At 71.3% G+C, this 16,716-nt stretch carries 16 protein-coding genes and 1 pseudogene; 6 read left to right on the plus strand and 11 right to left on the minus strand.

Annotated elements, in window-relative coordinates; genetic code table 11:
* Positions 1 to 223: 223 nt before the first annotated feature.
* The 4 genes from ACZ60Q_RS25445 to cseC all read left to right on the plus strand — a co-directional run bounded on the left by ACZ60Q_RS25445 (position 224) and on the right by cseC (position 3,837).
* Positions 224 to 895: a SigE family RNA polymerase sigma factor gene (locus tag ACZ60Q_RS25445; protein ID WP_469638950.1), complete on the plus strand. Its 672-nt coding sequence runs from the start codon at positions 224 to 226 to the stop codon at positions 893 to 895.
* A 161-nt stretch (positions 896 to 1,056) separates the two neighbouring features.
* On the plus strand, positions 1,057 to 1,725 hold the full coding sequence (locus ACZ60Q_RS25450; RefSeq protein WP_469638953.1) for a hypothetical protein: 669 nt from the start codon (positions 1,057 to 1,059) through the stop codon (positions 1,723 to 1,725).
* A gap of 64 nt (positions 1,726 to 1,789) precedes the next feature.
* Positions 1,790 to 2,503, plus strand: a complete 714-nt coding sequence (gene cseB, locus ACZ60Q_RS25455; protein ID WP_469638956.1) for a two-component system response regulator CseB — start codon at positions 1,790 to 1,792, stop codon at positions 2,501 to 2,503.
* Positions 2,500 to 3,837: a two-component system sensor histidine kinase CseC gene (gene cseC / locus ACZ60Q_RS25460; protein ID WP_469638958.1), complete on the plus strand. Its 1,338-nt coding sequence runs from the start codon at positions 2,500 to 2,502 to the stop codon at positions 3,835 to 3,837. The genes cseB and cseC overlap by 4 nt, the downstream gene beginning before the upstream one ends.
* A gap of 232 nt (positions 3,838 to 4,069) precedes the next feature.
* Here cseC and ACZ60Q_RS25465 read toward each other — a convergent pair whose 3' ends face one another.
* Positions 4,070 to 4,741: a M23 family metallopeptidase gene (locus ACZ60Q_RS25465; RefSeq protein ID WP_469638961.1), complete on the minus strand. Its 672-nt coding sequence runs from the start codon at positions 4,739 to 4,741 to the stop codon at positions 4,070 to 4,072.
* A 445-nt stretch (positions 4,742 to 5,186) separates the two neighbouring features.
* On the opposite strand from ACZ60Q_RS25465, the pseudogene ACZ60Q_RS25470 reads away from it, so the two are divergent.
* Positions 5,187 to 5,553 (plus strand): annotated as a pseudogene (locus ACZ60Q_RS25470) (trypco2 family protein); the annotation flags it as partial.
* A 280-nt stretch (positions 5,554 to 5,833) separates the two neighbouring features.
* Here the strand turns inward: ACZ60Q_RS25470 and ACZ60Q_RS25475 are convergent.
* A complete protein-coding gene (locus ACZ60Q_RS25475; RefSeq protein WP_469638964.1) occupies positions 5,834 to 8,362 on the minus strand; it encodes an ATP-dependent Clp protease ATP-binding subunit in 2,529 nt (842 codons plus the stop codon).
* Between the two features lie 450 nt (positions 8,363 to 8,812).
* Between ACZ60Q_RS25475 and ACZ60Q_RS25480 the strand changes: the two genes are divergently transcribed.
* Entirely contained in the window at positions 8,813 to 9,415 is a 603-nt protein-coding gene (locus tag ACZ60Q_RS25480; RefSeq protein WP_469638967.1) for an SCO3374 family protein, read from the plus strand.
* Here ACZ60Q_RS25480 and ACZ60Q_RS25485 read toward each other — a convergent pair.
* The 9 genes from ACZ60Q_RS25485 to panC form a co-directional block, all read right to left on the minus strand.
* Positions 9,394 to 9,729: a histone-like nucleoid-structuring protein Lsr2 gene (locus ACZ60Q_RS25485; RefSeq protein ID WP_003968298.1), complete on the minus strand. Its 336-nt coding sequence runs from the start codon at positions 9,727 to 9,729 to the stop codon at positions 9,394 to 9,396. The two genes, ACZ60Q_RS25480 and ACZ60Q_RS25485, sit on opposite strands and share 22 nt — an antisense overlap.
* A 144-nt stretch (positions 9,730 to 9,873) precedes the next feature.
* Positions 9,874 to 10,443, minus strand: a complete 570-nt coding sequence (locus ACZ60Q_RS25490) for an amino-acid N-acetyltransferase (RefSeq protein ID WP_469638970.1) — start codon at positions 10,441 to 10,443, stop codon at positions 9,874 to 9,876.
* 9 nt (positions 10,444 to 10,452) lie between these two features.
* The gene (locus tag ACZ60Q_RS25495; protein WP_469638973.1) at positions 10,453 to 10,908 is read right to left on the minus strand and encodes a BlaI/MecI/CopY family transcriptional regulator; all 456 of its coding nucleotides are present in this window, start codon (positions 10,906 to 10,908) and stop codon (positions 10,453 to 10,455) included.
* 132 nt (positions 10,909 to 11,040) lie between these two features.
* Positions 11,041 to 11,220, minus strand: coding sequence for a hypothetical protein (locus tag ACZ60Q_RS25500; RefSeq protein ID WP_469638976.1), 180 nt, complete (start codon positions 11,218 to 11,220; stop codon positions 11,041 to 11,043).
* Between the two features lie 80 nt (positions 11,221 to 11,300).
* A complete protein-coding gene (locus ACZ60Q_RS25505) occupies positions 11,301 to 11,885 on the minus strand; it encodes a hypothetical protein (RefSeq protein WP_469639542.1) in 585 nt (194 codons plus the stop codon).
* 162 nt (positions 11,886 to 12,047) lie between these two features.
* Positions 12,048 to 12,845 (minus strand): type III pantothenate kinase, encoded by a 798-nt coding sequence (locus ACZ60Q_RS25510; RefSeq protein WP_097915092.1) that lies wholly within the window; start codon positions 12,843 to 12,845, stop codon positions 12,048 to 12,050.
* Positions 12,845 to 13,903, minus strand: a complete 1,059-nt coding sequence (gene nadC / locus ACZ60Q_RS25515; protein ID WP_469638980.1) for a carboxylating nicotinate-nucleotide diphosphorylase — start codon at positions 13,901 to 13,903, stop codon at positions 12,845 to 12,847. Before nadC ends, ACZ60Q_RS25510 begins: the two co-directional genes overlap by 1 nt.
* Positions 13,904 to 14,014: 111 nt before the next feature.
* Positions 14,015 to 15,697, minus strand: coding sequence for an L-aspartate oxidase (locus ACZ60Q_RS25520; protein WP_469638982.1), 1,683 nt, complete (start codon positions 15,695 to 15,697; stop codon positions 14,015 to 14,017).
* Positions 15,694 to 16,713, minus strand: a complete 1,020-nt coding sequence (gene panC / locus ACZ60Q_RS25525; RefSeq protein ID WP_469638985.1) for a pantoate--beta-alanine ligase — start codon at positions 16,711 to 16,713, stop codon at positions 15,694 to 15,696. Before panC ends, ACZ60Q_RS25520 begins: the two co-directional genes overlap by 4 nt.
* Positions 16,714 to 16,716 lie beyond the last annotated feature (3 nt).

Raw genomic sequence — 16,716 nt, forward strand, 5'->3', positions numbered from 1 at the left:
GGTCCCGGGCCCCGGTCCCGGGCCGGGGCCCTGGCCAGGTTCGGGTGAGCGTCTTCTCCCGCGCTGTTACACAACCGATGGGCAGCCGTGCACCGGCCTACGGCTGCTCCGCACATCGCCGTGACAACGCCTCCGTAGCGTCTCCGACAGCAGGACAGCCGGACCGCGGAACACCCGCGGCCCGGCGGTGACACGGGGATGTTCGGGGACGGAGGCGGTTGTCATGGCGCAGGGCGAGGTACTCGCGTTCGAGGACTACGTACGCACACGGCAGGAGGCGCTGCTGCGCAGCGCGCGCCGTCTGGTTCCCGATCCCGTGGATGCTCAGGACCTGCTGCAGACCGCCCTGGTGCGGACCTACGGCCGCTGGGACGGCATCGCCGACAAGTCCCTGGCCGACGCCTATCTGCGCCGCGTCATGATCAACACCCGTACGGAGTGGTGGCGGGCGCGCAAGCTCGAAGAGGTCCCGACCGAGCAGCTGCCCGACGCGAGTGTCGAGGACGGCAGCGAGCAGCGCGCCGACCGCGCCCTGCTGATGGACATCCTGGGCATTCTGGCTCCCAAGCAGCGCAGCGTCGTCGTACTGCGACACTGGGAGCAGATGAGCACGGAGGAGACGGCCGCGGCACTCGGCATGTCGGCCGGTACGGTCAAGAGCACGCTGCACCGGGCCCTGGCACGACTGCGTCAGGAGCTGGAGAGCCGTGAGCTGGACAGTCGTGAGGCGGTCGCCAGGGAGCACGGCGGTCACCGGGGCGCGGCGTCGGCCACCTCCGTCCGTGTTCCCGCCCAGCGGTCGCCGCTCACGACGGTGCCGGGGGCGAGGACACACACACCGGCGCAGCGGAACGGGCGTCACGACGAGCGGGGGATGGAGCGGTGCGCGGCCTGAGTGGCAGCAGCGGCGGCGGGGGCGGCTTCGGGGGTGATTCCCCGTGCGGCGATCCGGGGATGGCCGCTGCCTCGAGCGATTCCTCCTTGAGTGGTTCCGGGGGCTCGGACGACGGCGACGATCCGGGGAGATCGAGCCGGAGCCGGGGATTCCGGAGCAGTATGGCGGCGAGTGGCACGGCCTTGGCCGGACTCGTCGCCTTCGGGCTGTTCGGCGTCGGCTGCTCCACGGGCGGCACCGGTACCCGGGACGAGGGCCCCGCCGGCAGTCAGCCGGTCGCCCAGATCACCCCCCAGGCCAGCCCTTCCGGCACGGCCCCGCCCGTCAGGCGGGTCGACGCCGTGCGGCTCCTCAAGGACGATCCCCAGGTGGGCGAGCAGGTCAGGGACGGGCTCAGGCCCTGCGCGGGCAAGGCCTATCCGGTCGACACCTCCTACGGGTCGATGACGGGCGGCCGGGCCGCCGACGTGGTGGTCAACGTGATGAGCTGCGCCGACTCGGTGGGCGTCGGAACGTATGTGTACCGGGCGGACGGCGACGGCTCGTACAAGAACGTCTTCGCGGCCGAGGTCCCCGCCGTCTACGGAACGATCGACCGGGGCGACCTGGTGGTGACGACCCAGGTCTACGGGTCGAAGGATCCGCTGGCGTACCCGTCCGGCTCGGAGGTGGTCACCTACCGTTGGGCGAGCGACCGCTTCGCCGAGCACGACCGGGTGCACAACGACTTCAGCCGTGCCGTCGAGGGCACGGACGGCGAACTGCCGGTGCAGTCGGAGCCGGTGGAACCGGTTCCGTCGGAGGCGCCGGTGCAGCGGGGCAGGAATTGAGACCGGTCAGGCACGGAGCCGTGCCGGTGGAACCGGGCGGGAACGGAAAGCGAGAAGCAGCCCCATGGCCGAGACCCACGTCCTCTTCGTCGAGGACGACGACGTCATCCGCGAGGCCACCCAGCTGGCCCTGGAGCGGGTCGGCTTCACGGTCACCGCGATGCCCGACGGGCTCTCCGGTCTGGAGGCGTTCCGCGCCGACCGGCCGGACATCGCCCTGCTCGACGTGATGGTGCCGGGCCTGGACGGGGTGAGCCTGTGCCGTCGTATCCGGGACGAGTCGACCGTCCCGGTGATCATGCTCTCCGCGCGGGCCGACTCGATCGATGTGGTGCTGGGCCTGGAGGCCGGGGCCGACGACTACGTCACCAAGCCCTTCGACGGCGCGGTCCTGGTCGCCCGCATCCGGGCGGTGCTGCGTCGCTTCGGCCACGCGGCCGGGCCGGACGGTCCGGGCCAAGGCGGTGTGGAGGGGGCTGCCGGGGCGTTCGGCGGGGTGCTGGTCTTCGGCGATCTGGAGGTCGACACGGACGGCATGGAGGTGCGGCGCGCCGGTGAGCAGGTGGCGCTGACACCCACCGAGATGCGGCTGCTGCTGGAGTTCTCGTCCGCGCCGGGCACCGTCCTGTCCCGCGACAAGCTCCTGGAGCGGGTCTGGGACTACGGCTGGGGCGGTGACACCCGGGTCGTGGACGTCCACGTCCAGCGGCTGCGCACCAAGATCGGCCAGGACCGGATCGATACGGTCCGCGGCTTCGGCTACAAGCTGCGCGGATGAAGCGACCGGCCCTGCGGACCGGAGTCCGCTGGAAGATCAGCATCGCCATCGCGGCGGTCGGCGCGCTCGTCGCGGTGGCGCTGAGCCTCGTGGTGCACAACGCGGCCCGCGTCTCGATGATCGAGAACGCCCGCGAGGTGCAGATGGAGCGGCTGCTGGGCGCCCAGCGCTTCTACGAGGCGACGAGCATGCAGAAGGGCGGGCCGAAGTTCGGGGCGAAGCTCAACGACCCGACGATCCCGCCGAGCCTGCGCGACGAGGTCCGCAAGAACCGCCGGGCCACCCATGTGACGCAGGGCTCCGACGGGGTCCCCGAGGTCTGGGCGGCGGTTCCGCTGGCGGGCGGGGACGTGCTCTCGCTGCACTCCCGGTTCGCGGACCGCTCCGCCACGATCATGGACGACCTGGACCGGGCCCTGATCATCGGCTCGGTCTCGGTGGTCTTCGGCGGCTGCGCGCTCGGGGTCCTCATCGGTGGCCAGCTCTCGCGCAGGCTGCGCAAGGCGGCGGCCGCGGCGGGCCGGGTCGCCCAGGGGCAGACGGACGTACGGGTCAGGGAGGCCGTCGGCGGGGTCGTCGGCGACGAGACCGACGAGCTGGCGCGGGCGGTCGACGCGCTGACCGACGCGCTGAACGAGCGGATCGAGGCGGAGCGCCGGGTCACCGCGGATATCGCCCATGAGCTGCGTACCCCGGTGACCGGGCTGCTCACGGCGGCCGAGCTGCTGCCGCCGGGCCGCCCCACCGAGCTGGTACGGGACCGGGCGCAGGCGATGCGCACGCTGGTCGAGGACGTACTGGAGGTGGCCCGCCTGGACAGCGCCTCGGAACGGGCGGAGCTTCAGGAACTGCCGCTCGGTGAGTTCGTCAGCCGCCGGATCGGGCTGCTGAACCCCGAGGTGACCGTGCGGGTGGTGCACGAGTCGTGGGTCTCCACCGATCCGCGCCGGCTGGAGCGCATCCTCGGCAATCTGTTGGGGAACGCCGCCAAGCACGGCTCGACCCCGGTGGAGGTCACGGTCGAGGGCCGGGTGGTGCGGGTCCGCGACCACGGTCCGGGATTCCCGGAGGAGCTGCTGCGGGACGGACCGAGCCGGTTCCGTACCGGAAGCATGGACCGGGCCGGGCACGGACACGGGCTCGGGCTGACGATCGCGGCAGGCCAGGCGAGGGTGCTGGGGGCCCGGCTGACCTTCCGCAACGCGGCGCCCTCGGGCGCGGCGGAGGGCACGGGCGGGGCGATCGCGGTGCTGTGGCTGCCGGAGCACGCGCCGACGGTCACCGGGAGCTTCCCGGTGTTGCGGATGGCGGACCAGCTTCAGGCGTCGGACTGAGCCGTACGGCCGTCGAGCGCTTCTCGGGCCGGAAACGCCGACGGCGACCCCGAGGAGTGAGCCGTGAGGCTCTCCTCGACGTCGCCGTCGGTCGGGTGGCCCGGGCGCACGCCCCGGGTACCGGGGTGCAGCGGGTCCACTGACTCTGTTCGGTTGTGCCGCGCGCCCGCCGGGGTTCCGGCGGGGCCGCGCGGTAGGGGGTGTCCGCCGGGCACCCCCTGCGCCGGGCGGATCAGATGGAGACGTGCACCGAGCGGAGGAACGCGGCCGGGTTCAGCGCCGAGCCGTAGTTCGGGGTGGTGCGGATCTCGAAGTGCAGGTGCGGGCCGCTGGAGTTTCCGGTGTTGCCGGACAGGGCGATCTTCTCGCCCGTCTTCACGGTCTGGCCGATCTTCACGTTGACCTTCGACAGGTGCGCGTACTGCGAGTACTTGCCGTTGGAGTGCTTGATCACGACGGCGTTGCCGTACGCGGGGCCGTCGCCGCCGCCGTTCGGGCCGGCCTTCACGACGGTGCCCTTGTTGGCGGCCACGACGGTGGTGCCGACCGGCACGGCGAAGTCCTGGCCCGAGTGCTTGGCGGCCCAGCGGGCGCCGCCGGTGCCGTAGCCGGCGGTCAGCGTGTACTTCTTGACCGGGGACTTCCAGGAGGTGGCCTTCTTCTTCGCGTCGGAGGCCTTGTTCTTGGCGGCCTCGGCTGCCTTGCCCTGCGCGGTCGCCTGCTGGGCGAGCGAGTCGGCGGCCGTGGCGGCGGCGAGCGGAGCCACAGCGGCTTCACTGCCGCTGGACGCGAACGCCGATCCGGCACCCAGCACCACGGACGCTCCCAGGCCGGCGGCCAGGACGGCGCCACGGACGCGGAAGGCGGACGGGCGGATGGTGTGCTGGTTCGTTGCGCGCTTCATACGAGGAAGTCCTCCGAAGGTGAGTGGACCCGGCGTGCTGTCCGGGCTTGCTCCACCTTGGTAACCCGCACCCCCGCCGGTACTCAACCACCCCATCTACGAAGAAAAGCCGTAGAAGGGTCCGGGGGAATTCATCGCACTTGTCCCCCTGCGAGGAGTCTGCGCGGGCTGCGAGATCGTTCGCGCGGAAGGCGTTCAACACCAGCCCAATAGGCCCTTTTCCGGACATGGCGCCACGAAAGGTCCGTACCTCCCAGAACCTCGAAAGGGCCCGTCGACGGCGGGCCGAAGGTCCCGCGGCCGATCACCACCCTTTCTCCTAGTCCGGGTAGTAGGCCTGTTTCGGGCTGTGCGCCTTGTCACCGCCGGTGGGACCCAGGTCCTTCCGATTCGGGACCTTCGGCGTGCCGCCTCACTACGCCGGCGGGAGAGCGGCACCGCGCCCCTGGGTGGCCCCAGGACGGCCGAGCACACCCACGCCCTGGACGGCATCGAGCTCGCCGATGCCGTCGCGTCCATCCGCAACCAGCTCATCGACGCGGCGACCCGGGCCACGGACCACCCGGTCTCCTTCGCGGTCGGCGACATCCAGCTGGGGTTCACCCTCGAACCGCGCCGGGAGGCCAAGGCGGGCGGCAAGGTGAGGGCGTGGGTGGTCGAGGCGGGTGCGGACGCCGCCCGCACTACGGGCCGCACGCACGAGGTGGCCTTCACCCTGACCCCGCGCGACACCGCGAAGGGGCGAGGCCCGGGAGATCGGGACCAGGGACGACGGGTCGGCGGCGGTGTTCGGTGACGGAGCGGCGAGGCCACCCGGGTGCGAGATCACCGGCTTCCCGCGCGTCCAGCGCCACGGCCGCGACCAGCGCCTGGAGGCCGCCCCTGCACGGCGGCGGTGCTGCCCCTGGCAGGCCGGGTCCGCGACCTGCCGGTCCTCGCCCCGGACGGCCCGCCCTCCGCCCGCCCGGACGACGAGCCGGCCGCCTCACCTACCGACCCGGTCGGCAACAGGAAAGGGGCTGCCCCGGACCGGTAGGAAAACCGGTTCCGGGGCAGCCCCTTCACACGCTCGGACTCACGCCGCGCCGCGCGTCACGCTTCCTTCGTGAGGTTCGGGCCGGCGCCGCCTGCCGCCTGCTCGATCGGCGGGACGTCGGGCAGAGCCGACTTCTCCTCGCCGCGGAAGGTGAACGTCTTGTCGTCACCCTCGCCCTCGGTGCCCACGACCACGATGTGACCGGGACGCAGCTCACCGAAGAGGATCTTCTCGGAGAGGATGTCCTCGATCTGCCGCTGGATCGTCCGGCGCAGCGGCCGGGCGCCCATCACGGGGTCGTAGCCCTTCTTCGCGAGCAGCATCTTGGCCTCGCCGCTGAGCTCGATGCCCATGTCGCGGTCCTTGAGGCGCTCGTCGACCTTGGCGAGCATGAGGTCGACGATCTGGATGATGTCTTCCTCGGTCAGCTGGTGGAAGACGACCGTGTCGTCGACACGGTTGAGGAATTCCGGCCGGAAGTGCTGCTTGAGCTCTTCGTTGACCTTGGTCTTCATCCGCTCGTAGTTCGTCTTGACGTCGCCCTGGGCGGCGAAGCCCAGGTTGAAGCCCTTCGAGATGTCCCGGGTCCCGAGGTTGGTCGTCATGATGATGACCGTGTTCTTGAAGTCCACGACCCGACCCTGGGAGTCGGTCAGGCGACCGTCCTCCAGAATCTGGAGCAGGGAATTGAAGATATCGGGGTGGGCCTTCTCGACCTCGTCGAAGAGGACGACGGAGAACGGCTTCCGGCGCACCTTCTCGGTGAGCTGGCCGCCCTCCTCGTAGCCCACGTAGCCGGGGGGCGAACCGAAGAGACGGGAAACCGTGTGCTTCTCGCTGAACTCCGACATGTCGAGGGAGATCAGCGCGTCCTCGTCACCGAAGAGGAATTCGGCCAGCGTCTTGGAGAGCTCGGTCTTACCGACACCGGACGGACCGGCGAAGATGAACGAGCCACCGGGGCGCTTCGGGTCCTTCAGACCGGCTCGCGTACGGCGGATCGCCTGCGAAAGGGCCTTGATGGCGTCCTTCTGCCCGATGACGCGCTTGTGGAGCTCGTCCTCCATGCGCAGCAGACGGGAGGACTCCTCCTCCGTCAGCTTGAAGACCGGGATTCCGGTGGCCGTGGCCAGGACTTCGGCGATGAGCTCGCCGTCGACCTCGGCGACGACGTCCATGTCGCCGGCCTTCCACTCCTTCTCGCGCTTGGCCTTCCCCGCCAGCAGCTGCTTCTCCTTGTCGCGGAGGGAAGCCGCCTTCTCGAAGTCCTGGGAGTCGATGGCCGACTCCTTGTCACGGCGGACGCCCGCGATCTTCTCGTCGAACTCGCGGAGGTCCGGCGGCGCGGTCATCCGGCGGATGCGCATCCGGGATCCGGCCTCGTCGATCAGGTCGATCGCCTTGTCCGGCAGGAAGCGGTCCGAGATGTACCGGTCGGCCAGGGTCGCGGCCTGGACCAGTGCCTCGTCCGTGATGGAGACCCGGTGGTGGGCCTCGTAGCGGTCGCGCAGACCCTTGAGGATCTCGATGGTGTGCGGCAGCGACGGCTCCGCGACCTGGATGGGCTGGAAGCGGCGCTCGAGAGCGGCGTCCTTCTCCAGGTGCTTGCGGTACTCGTCGAGCGTGGTGGCGCCGATGGTCTGGAGCTCACCGCGCGCCAGCATGGGCTTCAGGATCGAAGCCGCGTCGATGGCGCCTTCCGCGGCACCCGCACCGACCAGCGTGTGGAGCTCGTCGATGAACAGGATGATGTCGCCGCGGGTGCGGATCTCCTTGAGGACCTTCTTCAGGCGCTCCTCGAAGTCACCCCGGTACCGGGAGCCGGCGACCAGGGCGCCGAGGTCCAGGGTGTAGAGGTGCTTGTCCTTGAGGGTCTCGGGCACCTCGCCCTTGACGATCGCCTGGGCCAGGCCCTCGACGACCGCCGTCTTGCCGACACCGGGCTCGCCGATGAGGACCGGGTTGTTCTTGGTCCGGCGGGACAGCACCTGCATGACCCGCTCGATCTCCTTCTCGCGCCCGATGACCGGGTCGAGCTTGGACTCACGAGCGGCCTGGGTGAGATTCCGGCCGAACTGGTCGAGCACCAGGGACGTGGAGGGCGTGCCCTCGGCGGGACCGCCTGCGGTGGCCGCCTCCTTGCCGCCCGAATACCCGGAAAGCAGCTGGATGACCTGCTGCCGGACCCGGTTCAGGTCGGCGCCCAGCTTCACGAGGACCTGGGCGGCGACGCCCTCGCCCTCGCGGATCAGGCCGAGCAGGATGTGCTCGGTGCCGATGTAGTTGTGGCCCAGCTGAAGCGCCTCGCGGAGCGACAGCTCCAGGACCTTCTTGGCTCGCGGAGTGAAGGGGATGTGCCCGGAAGGAGCCTGCTGCCCCTGCCCGATGATCTCCTCCACCTGCTGGCGGACCGCCTCGAGCGAAATCCCGAGGCTCTCCAGGGCCTTAGCGGCGACACCCTCACCCTCATGGATCAGGCCCAGGAGGATGTGCTCGGTGCCGATGTAGTTGTGGTTGAGCATCCGGGCTTCTTCCTGAGCCAGGACGACAACCCGCCGCGCGCGGTCGGTGAACCTCTCGAACATCGTTAATCGCTCCTCAGAGCGGTCGGTCAGTGAGGGGTCGGTCCCCTCCCAGTCCTTCCGCATGCTAGTCCCGCAGGACGGGACAGCTCATTCCAACTGCCGACATCCGTCCGGATCACCCCCGCACCGGCGGGGATTCTTACTGCCGAACAGCGGACAACTGCTCCAACCCGATGGTGCGAGACGATGTTCCCGCAGGCCAGGCAGATACCCCTTTCGCCAGTACGCCGATGGCGAACGTGAGACGTCTCGGCCAGCGTGTCGCCCCTTCCCACTAGGAAAGTCTTACCCGCAATCACTGACAGTCCATGCGGCGCACCCCGGTTCCCTCCGCTACGGGCGAACATCCTTGCGCTGCTGAATGCTCTCGCGCGCCCCCACGGCCAGGACTGAACGTGACACGTCGGGGACCCTGCGTAACCATGGGGGCGGTTCGACGGTTCATCGGACATGCCACCCACCATCCCTCAGCCCCGATCGTCACCCGATTCCGCTCCGGGTTCAGCCGACGCCGCACTCGCCCGGCGCTACGCGAGGGAGCTGGGCTGGGCCACCGCGGGGCGGACTCCGCTGCGACTGCTCACCGGGGCGCTCTTCGATGTGCTGGAGCTGCCCGCCGAGGCCGGTCACGCCGTGCTGCGGCGCGGCGTGCGCACCGGCCCCGTGCTGCTGTCCGGTACGCGGATGGGGCTGCTGGTCGCCGCGGGCGGCGCCGATGAGCTGCCGGGGCTGCTCGACTGGCTGGAGTGGGGCCCTCTCGCGCGGGACCTGACCGCCGTGGGCGCGGGGGGCCGCGTCACGGCCCCGCCTCTCCCGGGCGCCCCGGGGGACTCGCCGGGGGCCGCTGTCTGGCTGCGGCCCCCAGAGCCGAGGCGTGCACCCGAGCCGGGGCTGCCGGCCCTCGCGGGTTTCGGGAGCAGGGGTGGGGGTGCCCCCGATCTCGTACGCCTGGTGGACGCCGCGGCTACCGAATGCCATCGGGTCCGGCTGTCACGCGCCCGTTCCGGGGCGCCGACAAGGGGTGGAGCGGATCAGCCGTTGGCCTTCTCGTAAGCCTCACGGATCTCGGCGGGAACGCGGCCTCGGTCATTCACGTTGTGGCCGTTCTCCCGCGCCCACCGGCGGATTTCCGCGGTGTCCTTGTTACCGCCGGCCACGGCACGGCCCTTGCCGCGGCCCGTGGCGGCACGGCCACCGGTACGACGTCCACCCTTGGTGTAGGGCTCGAGAAGGCCGCGAAGCTTGTCCGCGTTGGCCGTGGTGAGGTCGATCTCGTACGTCTTGCCGTCAAGGGCGAACGTGACGGTCTCATCGGCCTCGACACCATCGAGGTCATCGACAAGAAGGACCTGAACCTTCTGTGCCACGGGATTTCCTTTCATCGAAAATGGAGTACGCGGAAAGGAAACCGCTTTTCTCTCGAAAACACAAACCCCCTGCAGAGGTTCAGCAGCCCGAGAAGACGGGAAACGTGCGCGATTCGGACATAGGGTTGCAGGTTCTTCTGCAGATCACAGGTTCAGAAGCATCCGACTGTTGCCCAAGGTGTTCGGCTTCACTCGTTCGAGACCGAGGAACTCCGCGACGCCCTCGTCGTAGGAACGCAGCAGCTCACTGTAGACATCGGTGTCGACGGGCGTCTCTCCGATCTCGACGAAGCCGTGCTTCGCGAAGAAATCCACTTCGAAGGTGAGACAGAAGACCCTGCGGACACCGAGCCATCGCGCGGTCTGCAAGAGCTTGTCCAGCACGTGATGCCCGACTCCCGCGCCCTTGATGCGGGGGTCGACGGCAAGGGTCCGCACTTCCGCCAGGTCTTCCCACATGACATGAAGCGCGCCGCAGCCGATGACCGTCGCGTCCTCGTCGCGTTCCGCGACCCAGAACTCCTGGATGTCCTCGTAAAGGGTGACGGTCGCTTTGTCGAGCAGGATGCCTCCGGACGCGTACCCGTCGAGGAGTCGCCGCACGGACACGACATCACTGGTCCTGGCCCGTCGGACGGTGATGGCGGGCTTATTTACCGACGGGTCGGTATGGAGTTCGGTATCCGGATCGCTTCGCGGCTGCTCTGAGGACATACCCCGACGCTATCGCCCGCTCTCCGGCGGCACGTCATCGGCCGGGGCGTCATCCCTGGTGGCGCCGGGTGTCGGTTCCTCGGGGCCGCCGGGGGTTTCGGCAGGGCCGGGGGAAACCATGCGAACAGCGTCCTGGAGTGCTTCGCGCTGTTCGGCGGACATCATGCCGAAGAACGCGACAAGTGCGGCGGCGGGGTTGTCGCTGTGTGACCAGGCTTCGTTCATCAGTGCGGCCGAGTAGGCGGCCCTGGTGGAGACGGCCGTATATCGATAGGCCCGGCCGTCGACTTCCCTGCGTACCCAGCCCTTCTGATGGAGATTGTCCATTACCGTCATCACGGTCGTGTAGGCGATGGACCGTTCCTGCTGAAGGTCCTCAAGGACTTCCCGCACCGTGACCGGTCGGTTCCATTGCCAGACGCGTGTCATCACGGCGTCTTCCAGGTCTCCCAATTGACGGGGCACGGGATCACTTTAGTGCTAGATGTCCCGAATGTTCTGGTATTTACACAGAGAAAGAGCGCACGACTCCGATGAGTCGTGCGCTCCGGGGACACGCTTCGGGAAGATTACGGGGCGGACGGGCCGCTCACCCGGTCAGACCTTCTCCGGACGAGCGGTCTGCTTTACGGATTCCGCGCGGGCGAGCGCCGCGTCCACCACGGCGTCCTCCTTGGTCTTGTTCGGACCGCCCTGGCTCTTGACGATGATCACGATCAGGGCGATGAAGAAGACGGCCATCACCACGGGGGGCACGAGCGCGGATACGTAGTCCATGCCGTCCAGAGTAGCGAGCCCGGAACGGCCCGACGCGGCGACCTCCCGGTGGGGGCCGCCGCGTCGGACGCCGCTCGGGGTCAGCCGGCCGCCCGCTCCTCGGACGGGGGCGGCGCGGGACGCCGACGCGGCGGGAAGACCTCGGAGGGCTTGGGCATCGGGCGGTCGCCGGGCTTCTGCGGGCGGTCCGGGGCGGCCGGGGTCCTGGGCCGGTCCGGTTCCCGGTCGGCGGCGCGGCCACCAGGAAGGGCCAGCAGCCGGCTGCGGGGCCCGGGAGCCGTGAGCCCGACGGAGCGGCCGGCCAGCCGGGCCCGCACGGAACGCTCGGCGAGCACCTGGCAGCGCTCCAGGAGAGCCGCCGCGAGCCGCCCCCCGCGCAGGGCCCGCAGAGCGGCCAGATCGTCCGGGCGGGGGTCGTAGCCGGCGGCCAGGGCATCCTGGAGCAGCTCCAGGTAGCCGGCGGCGGAGCCGGGGAGGGCGTTGCGGTAGCGGGCGAGGTCGGCGAGCAGGAAGGCTCGCAGCCGACCCGCCTCGCCGGCCGCCTCGTCCACGGAGCCGGCGAGCCGCAGGCAGTCCTGGACGTCCTCGTCGGACAGGGGCATGGGGTGGAGGGCGATGGCAAGGGCACGTCGGAGCACCCGCAGCTCGTCCGCGCTGAACGCCATGCCGCCTCGTGAACCGTAGGGCGTGGGCATGACGCGACAATACGTGCTAAATGGACAAAATCCGTTTAACTGGTCGTCGGTGGCGCGGCGGGCCCGGCCCGGCGTCCCGGCCACGCCTCCGGCCGTTCCCGCAGGTACACGGGGTTCCGGCGGAACGGCTCCCTACGACCGGGAGACGTTCCGCTCGTACACCAGGCGCAGCCCGATGAGCGTCAGCCACGGCTCGTGCTCGTCGATGACCGAGGACTCCCCCAACACCATCGGAGCAAGGCCGCCCGTCGCGATGACGGTGACATCGTCCGGGTCCGCGGCCAGCTCCTTCTTCATCCGGGCCACCACCCCGTCGACCTGGCCCGCGAAGCCGTAGACGATGCCGGACTGCATGGCCTCGACGGTGTTCTTGCCGATCACACTGCGCGGCCGGGCCAGCTCGATCTTGCGGAGCTGGGCGCCCTTGACGCCGAGGGCCTCGACCGAGATCTCGATGCCGGGGGCGATCACCCCGCCCGTGTACTCGCCGCGCGGGGAGACCGCGTCGAAGGTGGTGGCGGTGCCGAAGTCGACGACGATCGCCGGGCCCCCGTACAGCTCGACGGCGGCGACCGCGTTGATGATGCGGTCCGCGCCGACCTCCTTGGGGTTGTCCATCAGGATCGGCACGCCCGTCTTGACGCCGGGCTCCACCAGGACGGCGGGGACGTCGCCGTAGTAGCGGCGGGTGACCTCGCGCAGTTCGTGCAGGACCGAGGGGACGGTGGCGCAGATCGCGATGCCCTCGATGCCGTCGCCCAGCTCCATGCCGAGCAGCGGGTGCATGCCCATCAGGCCCTGGAGCAGGACGGCCAGCTCGTCGGCGGTGCGACGGGCGTCCGTGGAGATCCGCCAGTGCTCGACGATCTCCTCGCCGTCGAAGAGGCCGAGGACCGTGTGCGTGTTGCCGACGTCGATGGTGAGCAGCATCAGGCGTCGGCCCCGTCGGTGGAGTCGGCGTCGCGGAAGTCCAGGCCGATGTCGAGGATCGGCGAGGAGTGGGTGAGCGCCCCGACCGCGAGATAGTCGACACCCGCGTCGGCGTAGGCGCGGGCCGAGTCGAGGGTGAGCCGGCCGGAGGACTCCAGGACCGCGCGACCGGCGACCAGGGCGACCGCCTCGGCGGTCTCGGCGGGGGTGAAGTTGTCCAGCAGGATCAGGTCGGCGCCCGCGTCCAGCACCTCGCGGACCTGGTCCAGCGTGTCGACCTCGACCTCGATGGGCAGCTCGGGGAACTCGGCGCGGACCCGCAAGAACGCCTCGGCGACGCCGCCGGCGGCGATCACGTGGTTGTCCTTGACCAGGGCCGCGTCGGAGAGCGACATCCGGTGGTTGACGCCGCCGCCGCAGCGCACCGCGTACTTCTCCAGCGCGCGCAGGCCGGCCGTGGTCTTGCGCGTGTCGCGGACCCTGGCCCTGCTGCCCTCCAGGACGTCCGCCCAGGCGCGGGTGGCGGTCGCGATGCCCGAGAGGCGGCAGAGCAGGTTCAGCGCGCTGCGCTCGCCGGTCAGCAGGTCGCGGGTGCGGGTGGTGACGGTCAGCAGCTTCTCGCCGGGGGCGATCCGGTCGCCGTCCTCGACGTGCCGCTCGACCTCGAACTCCTCGGTGCAGACGATCGACAGGACCGCCTCGGCGACCCGGAGCCCGGCGACCACGCCCGCCTCGCGGGCGGTGAAGTCACCGGTGATCACGGCACCCTCGGGGACGGTCGCCACGGTCGTGACGTCCACCCCGCCGTCGAGGTCCTCCTCGATCGCCACATGGGCGACGTCCTCGACCTGGACGGGGTCGAGCCCCGCCCTGGCCAGCAGCAGGGCGAGCGCGGGGTCCAGGCCGCACTCCAGGGCTTCGGGGTCGAAGTCGTCACCGCCGCAGCCGCAGCCGTCGCCGCAGCCGCCTCCCGCCGGCGTCGACGATGCGGGCGCGCCGACGCTGATCAGCGGTACGTCCACGGGTGTGGGGCGCGGATTCTCTTCGGGCGTGCTCACGGTGACGGCTCCTCGGGGGCGTGGCGGGTGGTGCGGGTACGGCTGGTGCTTCTCGTGCCGCTGGTGCCGCCCCGCGGTGTCCGGCGGTGCGGCTGCTTCCCAGCAGTCTGCTCAATCCGACGGGCGTACGGGCGGGAATGCGGCGGTCTCCGTGCGGTGGACGACCGGGGTGCGGTCCGGCGCGATGCGCACGACCAGGTGGCGGCGGCCGTGGGTGTCGTCACGGTCGGGCCGGTCCTCGCGCCAGTGGCAGCCACGGGTCTCCTCGCGTTCCCGGGCGGCGGCGACCAGGACCCGGGAGACCAGGAGGAGGTTGGTGACCTCCCAGGCGTCGACCCCGGGGACGACCGCCTTGGACCCGTCCGCGTCGGCGGCGGCCTCGCGGTGCAGGGCTTCCAGCTCCTCGGCCGCGGCGGCCAGGCCGTCGGCGGAACGCAGGACTCCGGCGCCCCGGGTCATGGTGCGCTGGATCGCCGTACGGGCCTCGGGGGCCAGCAGCGGGACGGGATCGCCGGCGTCCGGGCTCCCGGCCGCTTCGGTGCGGGGCGGGCGGGCCCCGGCGATGTCGGCGGCGATGCGCTCGGCGAAGACCAGGCCCTCCAGGAGGGAGTTGGACGCGAGGCGGTTGGCCCCGTGCACACCGGTGCAGGCGACCTCGCCGCAGGCGTACAGGCCGGGGACCGTGGTGCGGCCCCGCAGGTCGGTGCGGATGCCGCCGGAGGCGTAGTGCGCGGCCGGGGCGACGGGGATCGGCCCGGTGACCGGGTCGATGCCGTGGGCCCGGCAGGCGGCCAGGATGGTGGGGAAGCGCCGCTCCCACATCCGCGCCCCGAAGTGCCGGGCGTCCAGATACATGTGCTCGGCGCCGTGCTCGTGCATCCGGCGGGTGATGGCCTTGGCGACGATGTCGCGGGGGGCCAGCTCGGCCAGCTCGTGCCGGCCGAGCATGAAGCGGACGCCGTCGCCGTCGACGAGGTGCGCCCCCTCGCCCCGTACGGCTTCGGAGACCAGCGGCTGCTGGCCCTCGGAGTCCGCGCCGAGGAACAGGACGGTCGGGTGGAACTGGACGAACTCCAGGTCGGAGACCTCCGCCCCGGCCCGCAGCGCGAGCGCGACGCCGTCCCCGGTGGAGACGGAGGGGTTGGTGGTGGCGGAGAAGGCCTGGCCCATGCCGCCGGTGGCGAGGACCACCGAGGGGGCCCGGACCGCGCCTACGCCGTCGTGCTGGCCCTCGCCCATGACATGCAGCGAGACGCCCGCCGTACGGCCTTCGGCGTCCGTGAGCAGGTCCAGGACCAGGGCGTTCTCGATCGTGTGCAGGGCGGCCTCGCGCACCGCCCCGACCAGGGCGCGGGAGATCTCCGCGCCGGTCGCGTCGCCGCCCGCGTGGGCGATGCGGCGGCGGTGGTGGCCGCCCTCGCGGGTCAGCGCGATATCGCCGCTGTCCGTGGTGTCGAAGTGGGCGCCGGTGCCGATGAGCCGGCGTACGGCGTCGGGGCCCTCGGTGACCAGGGTGCGCACGGCCTCCTCGTCGCAGAGGCCCGCGCCCGCGACGAGGGTGTCGTCGAGGTGTTGCTCGGGGGTGTCGCCCTCGCCGAGTGCGGCGGCGATGCCGCCCTGGGCCCAGCGGGTCGAGCCGTCGTCGAGGCGGGCCTTGGTGACGACGACGGTGTCCAGGCCGGCGGCGGCGCAGCGCAGCGCCGTGGTGAGCCCGGCGACGCCGGAGCCGACCACCACGACGTCCGCGTCGATGGCCCAGCCGGGGGCGGGGGCGGTCAGCCGTATTCCGGTCACGTCAGGGCTCCGAAGGTGAGGGGGATGTTGTCGATGAGGCGGGTGTCCCCGACCCGGGCCGCGACGGCGAGGACCGCCTCCCCGTTCTCGCGGTCGTCCGGGATCTCGGTGAAGTCCGCCGGGTCCACCAGGGCCAGGTAGTCCAGGGCGAGCGGCGCCCGGCCCCGGGCGGCGGCCTCGTCCAGCACGGTCCGCGCGGCGGCCCGGACGGCGGCGGGCGCCCCGCCCGGCCGGACCAGTGCCACGGCCTGGGCGTCGGCGGCGGCGCGGGCCTCGCCGAGCCTGTTGAGTCCGGCGGCCCGGTCGCCGCCGGGCGCGGTGGCCCGGGCCCGCTCGTGCAGGGCCTGCTGGGCGGCGAGCCGGTCGCGGGCCGCGAACAGGGCACGGGGCAGGGCGAGCGCGGTGTGCCGCTCCTCGGGGGTCAGGAAGCGGTTGCGGCTGGAGAGCGCGAGGCCGTCCGGGTCGCGGACGGTGGGCACGGCGGTGATCCGGACGCCGAAGTTCAGGTCGCGGACCATGCGGCGGATCAGGGCGAGCTGCTGGACGTCCTTCTGCCCGAAGAACGCCCCGTCGGGCCGGGTGAGGTGGAGGAGCTTGGCGACGACGGTGAGCATCCCGTCGAAGTGCCCGGGGCGGGCCGCGCCTTCGAGGCGTTCGCCCATGGGTCCCGCGGCGATCCGGACCTGTGGCTCTCCGCCGGGGTAGACCTCGTCCACGCCGGGGGCGAAGACGGCGTCGGCCCCCGCCGCCGCGGCGATCTCCAGGTCGGCGTCCAGGGTGCGCGGATAGCGGTCCAGGTCGGCGGCCTCGCCGAACTGGAGCGGGTTCACGAAGACGGTGACCACCACCTGGCCCTCCACCCCGGCCGCCGTGCGGGCGGCCCGGATCAGGGCGGCGTGGCCGTCGTGGAGCGCGCCCATCGTCATGACGACGGCCCGCTCGGCACCGGCGGGGCGCGGCAGTGCGTCCAGCTCGGCGGCGGTGCGCAGGAGGGCGGGCCGGACCGTGCGCGTCATCGG

The organism is Streptomyces sp. NPDC104313 (genome assembly GCF_055583985.1).